Origin of the sequence: Pseudomonas rhizozeae, from assembly GCF_031583775.1 — a bacterium.
Lineage (GTDB): Bacteria > Pseudomonadota > Gammaproteobacteria > Pseudomonadales > Pseudomonadaceae > Aquipseudomonas.
The window spans coordinates 1-12,748 of record NZ_JAVLSB010000026.1 but is presented as its reverse complement, the minus strand read 5'-3'; the positions used below and the strand labels follow the sequence as shown (position 1 = coordinate 12,748).

General features: G+C 62.4%; 12 protein-coding genes. All 12 read left to right on the top strand.

All coding sequences use genetic code 11. The features are described from left to right. The first annotated feature begins 17 nt into the window (after positions 1-17). The 12 genes from RG836_RS08445 to RG836_RS08390 all read left to right on the top strand — a co-directional run bounded on the left by RG836_RS08445 (position 18) and on the right by RG836_RS08390 (position 12,523). The gene (locus RG836_RS08445) at positions 18-1,472 is read left to right on the top strand and encodes an NAD-dependent succinate-semialdehyde dehydrogenase (protein ID WP_310844835.1); all 1,455 of its coding nucleotides are present in this window, start codon (positions 18-20) and stop codon (positions 1,470-1,472) included. A gap of 62 nt (positions 1,473-1,534) precedes the next feature. Then, entirely contained in the window at positions 1,535-2,329 is a 795-nt protein-coding gene (locus tag RG836_RS08440) for an IclR family transcriptional regulator domain-containing protein (protein ID WP_310844725.1), read from the top strand. A gap of 418 nt (positions 2,330-2,747) precedes the next feature. Continuing rightward, positions 2,748-3,515 carry an SDR family NAD(P)-dependent oxidoreductase gene (locus tag RG836_RS08435; protein ID WP_310844723.1) on the top strand — a complete coding sequence of 256 codons (768 nt, stop codon included), beginning with the start codon at positions 2,748-2,750 and terminating at the stop codon, positions 3,513-3,515. A gap of 142 nt (positions 3,516-3,657) precedes the next feature. Continuing rightward, entirely contained in the window at positions 3,658-4,464 is an 807-nt protein-coding gene (locus RG836_RS08430) for a transporter substrate-binding domain-containing protein (protein WP_310844722.1), read from the top strand. Between the two features lie 66 nt (positions 4,465-4,530). Next, on the top strand, positions 4,531-5,205 hold the full coding sequence (locus RG836_RS08425; RefSeq protein ID WP_310844720.1) for an amino acid ABC transporter permease: 675 nt from the start codon (positions 4,531-4,533) through the stop codon (positions 5,203-5,205). Next, positions 5,205-5,951 (top strand): amino acid ABC transporter permease, encoded by a 747-nt coding sequence (locus RG836_RS08420; RefSeq protein ID WP_310844718.1) that lies wholly within the window; start codon positions 5,205-5,207, stop codon positions 5,949-5,951. Before RG836_RS08425 ends, RG836_RS08420 begins: the two co-directional genes overlap by 1 nt. Beyond that, positions 5,935-6,609 (top strand): amino acid ABC transporter ATP-binding protein, encoded by a 675-nt coding sequence (locus RG836_RS08415; protein ID WP_310844716.1) that lies wholly within the window; start codon positions 5,935-5,937, stop codon positions 6,607-6,609. The genes RG836_RS08420 and RG836_RS08415 overlap by 17 nt, the downstream gene beginning before the upstream one ends. Before the next feature lie 29 nt (positions 6,610-6,638). Further along, positions 6,639-8,348, top strand: a complete 1,710-nt coding sequence (locus RG836_RS08410; RefSeq protein ID WP_310844713.1) for an FAD-dependent oxidoreductase — start codon at positions 6,639-6,641, stop codon at positions 8,346-8,348. Between the two features lie 166 nt (positions 8,349-8,514). Further along, positions 8,515-9,450 carry a dihydrodipicolinate synthase family protein gene (locus tag RG836_RS08405; RefSeq protein ID WP_310844711.1) on the top strand — a complete coding sequence of 312 codons (936 nt, stop codon included), beginning with the start codon at positions 8,515-8,517 and terminating at the stop codon, positions 9,448-9,450. A gap of 14 nt (positions 9,451-9,464) precedes the next feature. Then, positions 9,465-10,592: an NADH:flavin oxidoreductase/NADH oxidase gene (locus RG836_RS08400; RefSeq protein WP_310844710.1), complete on the top strand. Its 1,128-nt coding sequence runs from the start codon at positions 9,465-9,467 to the stop codon at positions 10,590-10,592. A gap of 35 nt (positions 10,593-10,627) precedes the next feature. After that, positions 10,628-11,758, top strand: a complete 1,131-nt coding sequence (locus RG836_RS08395) for an NAD(P)/FAD-dependent oxidoreductase (protein ID WP_310844709.1) — start codon at positions 10,628-10,630, stop codon at positions 11,756-11,758. 24 nt (positions 11,759-11,782) lie between these two features. Beyond that, positions 11,783-12,523 carry an SDR family oxidoreductase gene (locus tag RG836_RS08390; protein WP_310844708.1) on the top strand — a complete coding sequence of 247 codons (741 nt, stop codon included), beginning with the start codon at positions 11,783-11,785 and terminating at the stop codon, positions 12,521-12,523. The last annotated feature ends 225 nt before the right edge of the window (positions 12,524-12,748 follow it).

Genomic DNA, 12,748 nt, shown 5'->3' with positions numbered 1-12,748 from the left:
CGAGGAAACAAATCATGCTGAACTTGAAAGACCCTTCACTGCTCAAGCAAGCGATCTTCGTCAATGGCGCCTGGTCGGTTCCGGCAGGTTGCGGCTGGATCGAGGTGACGAATCCGAGTACCGGTGAATTGGTCGGGCGGGTGCCCAAGGCCGGGCGTACCGAGACGGTCGAAGCCATTGAAGGGGCGGAGAAGGCGTTCCGTTTGTGGGCCGCGCGTCCGGCCGGCGAACGGGCCAAAGTGGTGAAGCGCTGGTACGACCTGATCGTCGAGAACGCCGATGACCTGGCCTTGATCCTCACCGCTGAACAAGGCAAGCCACTGGCCGAGGCCAAAGGTGAAATCCTCTACGGTGCGGCGTTCTTCGAGTGGTTTGCGGAGGAGGCCAAGCGTGTTTACGGCGAAGTCCTGCCCGCCGCGCAACCGGGTCAGCGCTTGCTGGTGCTGCGCCAGCCGATCGGCGTGTGTGCCGCGATCACTCCGTGGAATTTCCCCATGGCGATGATCCCGCGCAAGGCCGGTCCGGCCATTGCCGCCGGTTGCAGCATGGTCCTCAAGCCGGCCAGTGCCACGCCTTTTTCCGCGCTGGCCCTGGCTGAGTTGGGGCAGCGTGCCGGGTTGCCGGCTGGAGTTTTCAGCGTGGTGACCGGCGCCGCCGGGGAAGTCGGCGACGAGTTGTCGACCCATCCACTGGTGCGCAAAGTCACCTTCACCGGCTCCACCGAAGTCGGGCGTTCGTTGATGGCCAAAGCCGCTGGCACCATTAAGAAAGTCGCGCTGGAACTGGGCGGCAACGCGCCGCTGATCATCTTCGACGACGCCGATATCGACGTCGCCGTGACCGGGGCCATGGCCTCGAAATTCCGTAACATGGGCCAGACCTGCGTGTGCGCCAACCGCATCTATGTGCAGAGCGGCATTCATGACCGCTTCGTCGAGCGTTTCGCCGCCGCCGTCGCTGCGCTGAAAGTCGGCGACGGCCAGCAGGAAGGTGTGCAGCAAGGTCCGTTGATTGATGAGGCAGCGGTGCAGAAAGTCCAGCAGCACATCGATGATGCCTTGGCGCTTGGCGCGCGCATCGTCACCGGCGGCCATCGCCACGCTTTAGGCCAAACCTTCTTCGAGCCGACCGTGCTGGCCGATGTGACCGCCCAGATGCGCATCGCCGTGGAAGAAACCTTCGGCCCGGTGGCCCCGGTGTTCAAGTTCGAGACTGAAGAAGAAGTGATCGCTGCGGCTAACGACACTGAATTCGGCCTCGCTGCATACTTCTTTACCCGTGACAACGGCCGCGTCTGGCGGGTCAGTGAAGCGTTGGAAGTGGGCATTGTCGGGGTCAATACTGGCGCCACTTCTTATGAAGGCGCGCCGTTCGGTGGGGTGAAATCTTCAGGCATCGGTCGCGAAGGCTCGCACCACGCTATCGAGGAGTTCACCGAGCTGAAATACGTATGCGTTGCCCAGGTGAACTGATATATTCCGGCCTAAACTTCTGTGCGCACGTCGCACAGACTTCTTAAGGAATGGTGTCAAAAATGCTCGATTCAGAATCGCCTATCGACGACCTTGAGAACCGTGATCGCGATTATGTGGGTTCTTTCGCACGCGGCCTCGAAGTCATCAAGACCTTCACCCGCCACACGCCGCGCCGCACCCTCAGCGAGGTCGCCGAAGCGAGTGGCATGAGTCGGGCCACCGCGCGACGTTTCCTGCTGACGTTGGTGCGTGAAGGCTACGCCGACAGCGACGGCAAGTACTTCAGCCTGAAGCCGAAGATTCTCGAAATCGGCTTCTCGGCCTTGTCCTCGATGAACATCTGGGACGTCGCCCAACCGATCATGAGTGCGTTGTCCGATCGCTTGCAGGAATCCTGCTTCGCCGCCGTACTGGATGGCGATGCGGTAATTTACGTGGCCCGGGCCAACTCGACGCGGGTGGTCAATATCAGCATCTCCATCGGCAGCCGCTCGCCGGCGCACAGTGTGTCGACCGGGCGGGTGCTGCTCGCGGCGCTGCCGGAAGCCGAACTGCAGGAGTACCTGGACAAGGCCACGCTGACCAAATTCACCCAGCACACCGTGACCTCGAAGGTGAAGTTGCGTGAGCTGATCAACGAAACCCGCCTGCGCGGCTGGTCGATCGTCGACCAGGAACTGGAGATCAGCCTGCGGTCGATCTCGGTGCCGATTCGTGACCGTGACGGCAAGGTGGTCGCGGCCCTGAACGTGCCGTGTCCGACCGAGCGGGTGACCCTGCAGGACATGAGCACGCGGATCCTCACCGAGCTGCTCGAAGCGTCGAAAAATATCACTCAGGCCCTGCAAGGCTGATTTTCGCACGGCATCTGCTGCTGAAAAACACGCGCGCCGATCCTCGATCGGGCGCGTTTTTTTTGCCTGAAATTCCGTCCTCGCCCGTATTACAAATTGCTCGATAATTCCGCGAACACTAGTTTGCAATGCGCACAATTGTGCGATAAGTTAACGGCCACATCGAAAATAAAAACCACTAAACGATGGAGCCTTACTTATGCACCCAATTGCGTATTCAACACCCGCGCCGGCCAGTCAGTCGGCGCCGCCTCTCGCCCAATGGGCACTGTCTCGACGCTTGCACGCTAGTTGCGCGTCATTTCACTTGTTTTTCGCCAGTCGCTGATTCGGCGCATAGCTCGAATTAAAGCTCGGTTCGATAACTTTGCCCGCGCATTGGCACTGTCAATGCAAGGGACATTCCACGGGAGGTCCAATGTTCGACCTGAAGGGTAAAACGTTGTTGGTGACAGGCGCATCCAAAGGCATCGGCGCGGCGATCGCGACGGCGCTGGGCGAGGCGGGCGCGCGGGTCATCGCGCATTACGGCGGTGATCGCGCAGGCGCCGAGCAGGCCCTGGCGGCGCTGCCGGAGAGCGACAAGCTGTTTCTGCAAGCCGATCTGCATGATCTGAACGCAGTTGAAGCGCTGTGGGATCAGGCGCAGGCCTGGCAGGAGCGCATTGATGGGTTCGTCAACAACGCCGCGATCATGCGCTGGCACGGCGGTTTCGCTGCGGACGACGAAACCTGGGACAGCGTCTGGGAAGAAACCCTCAGCGTGAACGTGCTAGCCCCGGCGCGCTTGATCCGGCGCGCGGTCAAGCATTTCCAGGACAACGGCGGCGGGATCCTCATCACCATTTCCAGTTGGGCCGCCCAGCGCGGGGTGACCAACCCGGACACCATCGCCTACGCCGCCTCGAAAGCCGCCGTTCGCTCGATGACTCAGACCGTCGCGCGGGCGTATGCCAAGCAGGGAATCCTGGCCTACATCGTCGCCCCCGGCGTGGTGCGCACGCAGATGTCCGAGTCGTTCGCCCAGACTCAGGGCGGCGAGGAGGGCGTGACCGCGCAACTGGCCATGGGCGAATGGGTGCCGCCGAGCGACATCGCGGCACTGGTAGCGTTTCTGGCCAGCGGTCGATCGAGGCACCTCAGCGGTGCAACCCTTGATGTAAACGGCGCCAGTTACGTGCGTTGACCACATTTATTGCCAGCTAAAAGTGCGCGGTGACGAAATATGTTCGTATTGCGCATAATTTCATTGACAGGGATGCGGCGAAGTCAGACATTGAGATTCCAGCCTGTGCTGGCGTCGCCGTCATCCCAACCAGGAGTTTCACATGCTTAAACTGAAAGCTGTCATTCTCTCGCTGGCCGTTCTTGCAACGGCCGTGTCCGGCGTCGTGCAAGCGCGCAGCCTCGATGCAATCATCCAGAGCGGCACCTTGCGGGTCGGGGTCAACCCGAACTTCCCACCGATGAGTTCTTACAACGACAAGAACGAACTGGCGGGCTTCGACATCGACGCCGCCAACGAAATCGCCCGCAACCTCAATGTCAAAGCCGAGTTCGTGCCGACCGAGAGCGCGCAGCGTGTGCCGTTCCTGCAATCGGACCGCATCGACATTTCCCTCGGCGCCCTGACCCGCAACTCCGAGCGCGCCAAGCTGATCGACTTCACCGTGCCGCTGCACACCGAATCGATGGCGGTGCTGACCACCGACAAACTCAAGGCCGACAACTGGAAGCAGCTCGACAGCCCTGACGTCAAACTGGTCAACATGCGCGGCAACTGGTCGGTCGACTACCTGAAAAAAGAACTGCCGAAAGCCAACGTACTGTTGGTGGAAACCATCGCCGACACCGTGCGCGCGGTGGCCCAGGGGCGTGGCGACGCGATCGTCGAAAACATCGATTTCTTCATGAGCTTCACCAAGAACTATCCTGACGTGAAGTGGCGCGTGCTCAAGGACCCGATTTCCGTGGGTTACGACTGCATCGGCGTGGCGAAGAACAGCACCGGGCTGCGCGACTACCTCAATATTGTGCTGTACGAAATGCACAGCACTGGCTTCATCAATTCCACCTGGCAGAAAGCATACGGTGCGCCGATGCTCAAACCAGTGGACGCAACCCCGTACTTCTAACTCCCGCAGTGACCCGCAGTCGGCGAATGGCCGGCTGCGGGTCAGCGAAAAAAGACGGATAGCCTCGTGGACTACACCTTTCAATTCTCCAACGTGATCCAGAACCTGCCCTATCTGTTGAAAGGCGCAGTGTTCACCCTGGAAATCGCTTTCGTGTCGTTCTGGCTCGGCGCCGCCATCGGCCTCGCGGGCGCCATGGCCAAGCTGCATGGCGGGCGACTGTTGCGCGGTCTGGTCAGCGTCTACATCACGCTGTTCACCAACACCCCGGCGCTGGTGCAGATTTTCTTTCTGTTCTACGCCTTGCCGGATGTCGGCATCGTGCTGGAGCCGATGACTGCGGTGTTGATCGGCCTGACGCTGAACTCTGGCGCCTACCTCACCGACATCCTGCGCTCCGGCGTCGAGTCGGTGCGCAAGGCCGAGATCGAAACCGCCATCACCCTCGGCATGTCCGGGTTGCAAACCGTGCGCTACGTGATCTTGCCGCACATCGCCAAGACCATTTACGCGCCGCTGTGCAACTTCTTCGTGTGGCTGGTGCTGGGCAGTTCCATTGGCGCTATTTTCGGTGTCGAGGAACTCACGGGCCGAGCCATCAACATTTCGACCGCAAACCTGCGAACCATTGAAACCTTCTCGGTGGTGGCGGCGATTTACGTGGCATTGACCTTCGTTGCGTCGATTGCTTTGGGGCTGGTTGGCCGTCACCTGTTCCGCGCAAAAATCAAGGTGTTCTGATGTTTGATCTGATCATTTCCCAGGCCCCGCGATTCTTCACCTGGTACACCTTTGTCTTCGTCATGGAAGCCATGGGCCGGACCTTGATGATGACCGTGGTCGGCTGCACCGTCGGCGCCATTTGCGGGTTCGCCATCACCGTGATCCGCAGCACCACCAGCAACTGGCTGATGCTGTTGCGGCTGGCAGTGACGGTGTACGTCGAGGTGTTCCGGCGCATTCCGTTCCTGGTCATCCTGTTCATCGTGATGTACGCCTCGCAAGGCCTTGGCTCGAACATCTCGCTGTCGGCGATTGCCACCGTCTCGATCTGCCTGGTCGCTACCGCGTTTCTCTCGGAGATCATCCGCGCCGGGCTCGAATCGGTGCCGCGCCAGCAACTGGAAGCGGCGCAGGTGATGAACTTCGGCTTCAGCCGCACGCTGTTCATGGTGCTGCTGCCGCAATCGTGGAAAGTCATCCTGCCACCGGCCTTCGCCTTCATGGTGATGTTCATCAAGGACACCTCGCTGGCCTCGCAAATGGGCGTCGTCGAGTTGACGTTCACCGGCAAGGTCCTGATGAACCGGGGCTACTCGCCGTTCCTGGTGTACGGCGTGATCCTCGCGGCTTACTTCGCCCTGTCTTACCCCCTCAGTAAATTTGGCGCTTACCTGGAGAAACGTCTTGGCTCACCTCAACGTCGTAAATCTGTCGAGCGCGTACGCGCAAATTCCGGTCCTGCAAAACGTGAGCTTGTCGGTTGATCGCGGTGAAGTGATCAGCCTGATCGGGCCGTCTGGTTCGGGCAAGAGCACGCTGCTGCGGGTACTGATGGGCCTGTTGCCGCCCACCGCCGGGCAGGTGCAGATCGACGAAGAGCCGCTGGATTACTTGTCGAAAAGCAGCCTGCGCGCCGCCCGCGACAAAATGGCCATCGTCTTCCAGCAGTACAACCTGTTCCAGAACATGGACGTGCTGCGCAACGTCACGATCGCCCCGACCAAGATCAAGAAGCGTCCCCGCGCCGAGGTCGAAGTCGAGGCCAAGGCTTTGCTGACCAAGGTCGGGCTGGGCGAGAAATACCACGCTTACCCGGACGAATTATCCGGTGGCCAGCAACAGCGCGTGGCGATTGCCCGGGCCCTGGCCTTGCGTCCGCAGATCCTGTTGCTCGACGAAGTCACTGCCGCCCTCGACCCGGAACTGGTCAACGAAGTGCTGGACACAGTGCGCGCGCTGGCCAAGGAAGGCATCACCATGTTGCTGGTGTCGCACGAGATGTCGTTCGTGCGTGAGGTGTCGACCCGCATTGTGATGATGGACAAGGGCCAGGTGGTCGAGATCGGTACGCCGCAGCAGATTTTCGAAGCCCCGGTGGAAGTCCGCACCCGCGAGTTCGTCGGCAAGATCCTGCGCCACTGAGGCACGACATTGATTCACGGAGACGCTGGATGAAAGGCATTGCGATCACCTTCGAAGGCACCGAGTTCACGGCGCGCCCAGGCGAGTCGTTGGCTGCTGCGCTGATCGCGGGCGGGGTGCGGCATTTTCGCGAAACCCGCAGCGGTGCCTGCCGGGGGATTTTCTGCGGCATGGGCGTGTGCCAGGAATGCCTGGTGGAGATCGACGGCCGGCCCAATCAGCGCGCCTGCATGACCAAAGTTGTGGCGCCGATCAGCGTCAAGCGCAGCCTCGGCAACCCGGTGCTGCCGCTGGACGTGGCGCAGGCGGTGGTGATCGAGCCGCTGCACGTGCGCACCCCCGATGTACTGGTGATCGGCGCGGGCCCGGGTGGCCTGTCGGCCGCATTGGCGGCGCGCCAGGCCGGCGCCAGTGTGGTGGTGCTGGATGAGCGCAGCCTCGCCGGCGGCCAGTATTACAAGCAGCTCAGCGTCACCGGGCCGGACATCGCGCCGCCCGATCGACAGCATCGGCAGGGCGCCCAACTGATCGCCGAGGTCCAGGCCTCGGGGGTAGAGATGATCGGTGACGCGTTGGTCTGGGGCGCGTTCGAGCCCGGCGAATATGGCGTTGCCATCAACGGCCACACCCAGCGCTGGAAACCCCGCGCCACCATCATCGCCACCGGTGCGTTCGAGCGCGGTTGGCAAGTGCCGGGCTGGACCTTACCGGGGGTGATGACCACCGGCGCCGCGCAGACGTTGTGGCGCACCGCGCGACGCTTGCCTGGCAAACGCGTGCTGATCGCTGGCAACGGCCCGTTGAACCTGCAACTGGCCGCCGAGTTGCTGGCCGGTGGCGCCACGGTGGTGGCGGTGGTCGAAGCGGCAGCGGCGCCGGGTCTGTCGACCTTGCCCAGCCTGTTGCGCATGGCCAGCGCGGTGCCGGGGCTGATGCTCGATGGTGTTCGCTATCGCCTGGCGCTGGCGCGGGGCAGGGGCAAGATGATTCATCAGGCCCTGGTGTCCGGCATCGAAGCCCAGGGCGAATCGTTGCGGGTCAGCCTGAGCGATGCCAAAGGTCAAGCCTTGCCGGAGGTCTTCGAGGTCGATTGCGTATGCCTCGGCTACGGTTTTGAACCGGCCAACGAACTGCTGCGCGCCCTCGGTTGCAGTCACGATTACGACAGCGAACGCCGGCAATTGGTGACTCGCCGCGATGCGCGCGGCCAGACCGATATCAACGGCGTGTTTGCGTTGGGTGACTGCACCGGGCTGGGCGGCGCGAAAGCCGCGTTGGCGGAAGGGCGCCTGGTGGGGCTGGAAGCGGCGATCGCTTGCGGCTTCAACCCGTCCGGCGAACTTCACGAAAGCGGCCGCGAGGCAGAATCCGAGCTGAAGCGGCAACGGGCGTTCCAGAAAGCCTTGTGGACCTTGTACAAGGCCGATGCCAAACCGCCGGCCGTGAAGGCCGCCGCCAAGGATGGCTGCCTGGTGTGTCGTTGCGAGGAAGTCAGTTTCGCCACGCTGCAACAGGCGTTGGACGATGGCATCAGCACGGTCGGGGCAATCAAGCGTCACACGCGGATCGGCATGGGGCGGTGTCAGGGCCGTTACTGCGCGCCGTTGCTGGATGACAAGGTCTGCGCGATGACCGGTGTCCAACGGCATGAATTGTCCGGGTTCGCCCCGCGTTTGCCGGTGAAGCCGGTGACCATCGCTGAACTGGCCGGATCACTGGAAAAAATCAAACAGGAATAGCGCGAACGAATGTTCGCCATGGTAACATCTGTTCACAGATGTTCAGGGTTTCTTCGCTCCGAATTAGGCTTTTATCAGCGATTCAGGCGAAACAGTTCGTAAGATCACATAACAGCGCGAACATAATTATTGCCCGCGCACAACCGCACGAGAATCGGAGTCAAGCATGAGCAAAGAATTTCGCGGCAGTTACGGCGTGACCGTCACTCCTTTTACCGCCGACGGCAGCCAGATTGACTACAAGGCCTTGGCCGCATTTATTGAATGGCAAATCGAATCTGGTTCGCCGGGCATCATCATCCTCGGCACCACTGGCGAGTTCCTGACCATCTCCGATGACGAGCGCACCCAGTACATCGAAACCACAGTGAAACTGGTCAATGGCCGCATCGACGTGCTGGTCGGCACCATGGACGCCTACACCCCCAATGCCGTGCGTTATACCCGAGAGGCTGAAGCGCTGGGCGCCGACGGTTTCATGATTGCGCCGCCGTATTACTACACCCCGACCGAAGACGAAATTTTCACTTACTACCGCGCGGTGTCCGAGTCGACCTCGCTGCCGATCATGCTCTACAACAACCCGGTGACCACCAATGTCGACATGTCCGCCGCGCTCGTTGCGCGCATGACCAAAGCCTTCGACAACGTGCGTTATATCAAGGAAGCGAGCATGGACGTCGGGCGCATTTACGACATCGTCGAGGGCACCCAGGGCGTGATGAACGTGTTTGCCGGCGAGCGCCCGGTGGAGAGTTTCCTGCTCGGCGCGGTCGGTTACGTGAACCCTTACGCCAACTACATTCCACGGGCCTCGACGCGTCTGTGGGAAGCGCTGGTTGAAGGCAAGCTGCAGGAGGCCGGCAAGATCCAGGCAATGATCAGCAGCTTCGACCACATCATCGCCGAGGGCCACCCGACCTACGGCCATCAGTGCTATTCCAAGGCCTTGGCAGCGTCCCAGGGTTACCCGGTGGGTGACGTGCGCGCACCGCTGACCCAGTTCGCCGACCTCGGCCAGGAAGGCATTGAGCGGCGCGGGCGGATCGTCAGCATCATCGACGACATCAACAGCTACGTCGCCGCTCAAGCCGCGAAATGAGTCGGGAGCCGGGAATGAGCCGTCCACCGCTGTTCACACCGTTCGCGTCGCGCGGCGTGCATTTTCGCAATCGCCTGGTGGTGTCGCCGATGTGTCAGTACCAGGCGGATGAAGGCTTGGTCAATGACTGGCATTACGCGCACCACGCGCGTTTCGCCCTTGGCGGCATCGGTGGCGCGCTGCTGGAAGCCACGGCGGTCCTTCGCGACGGGCGCATCAGCCCCGGTTGCCTGGGCATCTGGAATGACGGGCACATCCCCGGTTTACGGCGTCTCGCTGAGCTGTATCACCAGCACGGCGTGCCGCTGGGCGTGCAACTGGCGCATGCCGGGCGCAAGGCCAGTTCGGCGGTGCCGTGGCAGGGCAGCGGGCCGTTGACCGCCGGCAGTGCCTACCCGGCGTGGCCGACCCTGGCGCCTTCGGCGTTGGCGCACAATGTCGATTGGCCCACCCCGAATGCCGCCAGTCTCGAAGACATCCAACAAATAATCGACGGGTTTGCTGCGGCGGCTCGCCGTGCGGTCGAGGCCGGGCTGGATTTCGTCGAGATCCACGGCGCACACGGCTACTTGATTCACGAATTCTTCTCGCCGCTGGCCAACCATCGAACCGATGCGTACGGCGGTGAATTCGCCCACCGCGCGCGGTTGGCGCTGGAGGTGGTACGCGCGGTGCGGGCGGCGGTCCCGGCGCAGATGCCGGTGTGGTATCGCGCCTCATGCGTGGATGACGGCGAGGGCGGCATCTGCCTCGGCGACACGGTGCAACTCGCGGCATTGCTGGCCGCCGAAGGGGTCGACCTGATCGATTGTTCGGCGGGCGGGATTCTCGGTCCGGTGGCACGTTCGGCGACGGTCGCCACGCCGGGGCATCAGGTGCCATACGCTGCACGGATTCGCGCCGAGGCGCATATCCCGACCATGGCGGTCGGGTTGATCACCGAAGCACTGCAAGCCAACCAGGTGATCGCCGACGGCGCGGCGGACCTGGTGGCGCTGGGTCGCGCCTTGCTCGACGACCCCAGTTTTGCCTATCACGCAGCACTGGCGCTGCAGGTGCCCGATGCCCATGATCTACTGCCGCAATCCCACGGATTTTTTCTCGCCCGACGGCAGGCGCGCACGGAGGTGAAAGCCACATGAGTGATGCCCATGAATGATGAGCCGGAGCTGTTTCCATGGCCGATGTAATTGTCATCGGCGGCGGCCTGGCCGGCTGTGCCACGGCGTACTACCTGGCCAAGGATGGCGTCGACGTATTGGTGCTCGAACGCAGTGAACTCAACACCCAGGCGTCGGGCTCAAATGCCGGCAGCCTGCACGCGCAGATTCCCCACGACCCGTTCGTCAACAAAGGCCCGGAGTGGGCGCGTCGCTTTGCCCCGAGCATTGCCCTGATGGCCCGTTCCATCGACATGTGGCACCAGTTGCCGAGTGAATTGGGCGTCGACCTGGAAGTCTCGACCAAGGGCGGATTGTTGGTGGCGACCACCGCTCAGCAATTGCGGGAAATCGAGGCCAAGGCCAGCCTTGAGCGCGAGCATGGGCTGGAGGTCAATTTGCTCGATCAACAAGCGGTGCGCGAGCTGGCGCCATACCTCTCGGATCGAGTGCTGGGCGGTGCGTTCTGCCCGATCGAGGGCAAGGCCAGTCCGCTGATCGCCACCCTGGCGTATGCCGACGCAGCCAAGCGTTTGGGGGTGAAATTCCGTCGCCACAGCGAGGTGATCGGGGTTGAGCGCGGGCAGCAGAATTACTGCGTGCAACTGGCGGATGAATCATTGGTAGCGCGCCGGGTGGTCAACGCCGCCGGGGCCGACGCCGGGCGCATTGCCGCCATGCTCGGCATTCACACCGACGTGCAGGGCTTCGCCATTCAGGTGGCGGTGACCGAGCAGACCGGGCCGTTGATCCCGCATCTGGTGTACTCCGCCGGAGAGAAACTCACCCTCAAGCAGAACGCCATCGGCTCGATCCTGATCGGCGGCGGCTGGCCGGCGCGCTGGCATGGGCGCGGGCATCCGGTGACCGACCCGGATTCGTTGGCGCAAAACATGGCGCTGGCCCTGCAAACGGTGCCGGCGCTCGGTCCGCTACGGGTGATTCGCACCTGGGCGGCGGTGGTCAACGGCACCGATGACTGGCGGCCGATCCTCGGCGAAGTGCCGGGCTCGCCAGGGTTCTTCATGAATTTCTTTCCGTGGATGGGGTTCACCGCCGGGCCGATTATTGCGCGCATTATCGCCAGCCTGGTGCAGGGCAAAGAGGTGCCGCTGGACGTCGATTACCGACCTTTTCTGTGCCAGTGATGGCTAACTCTGCGGAGCTGCGACATGACCGAACATGTAGTGCTGATCACCGGTGGAACCGGCGGCCTCGGCCTGGCCTTTGCCGAGCGTTTTCGCCAGGCGGGAGCGCGGGTGTATTGTGCCGACCTGCCGGGCGCGGCCAGCGCGGATACCGAGGATTTCATTGCCTGTGACGTCACCCGCGCCGGGGATTTACAGCGAGCGGTGGCGCAGATTCTGGTGCAGAGCAGCCGCCTCGATGTGTGCATCGCCAATGCCGGTTGGGTGCCACCGTGGCGCAATACCGCTGAGCTGGACGAGGCTGAGTGGGACAAGGCGCAAGCAATCAATGTGCGCGGTGTGGCGTTCACCCTGGCGGCGAGTGCCGAGGCTCTGAAAGCCAGTCGCGGAGTGGCGTTGTTGATGTCCTCGGTCAATGGCCGTTTTGCCCATGGACAACAGATGGCCTACAGCGCCTCGAAACACGCGGTGCTCGGGATTATGCGCGCGGCGGCCCGCGACCTCGGGCCGTATGGCGTGCGGGTCAATGCCATTGCTCCAGGGCCGGTCGCTACTTCGGCCTTGCTCAGCCGCGTGGCGGCGCGCAACCCCGGGGTCGATGACGCACCGCGCCAGGCCCTGCAATCGATGGCCGAACGCACCGCGCTGAAACGTTTGGTCAGTGCTGAAGAAGTCGCCGAGGCCGGTTTCTTCCTGTGCTCGGCGGCGGCCAGCGGCGTGACCGGCGTGGTGCTGCCGGTGGACGCTGGCATCGAAAGTTTCTGAACCGTGGCTGTACCCTTCGCGAGCAGGCCCGCTCCCACCGGTATTTGTGGTGGATGAGGTTGATGTGAACGACGCACACATCAATGGCGACTGGAACACCGCCATCGCGGGCAAGCCCGCTCCCACAGGGTCAACGACCAGCCGCACGAATTGTGATCACCACAAACCACTGTGGGAGCGAGCTTGCTCGCGAAGGCATTCAGTCAGCCGCATCGATGGCGACTG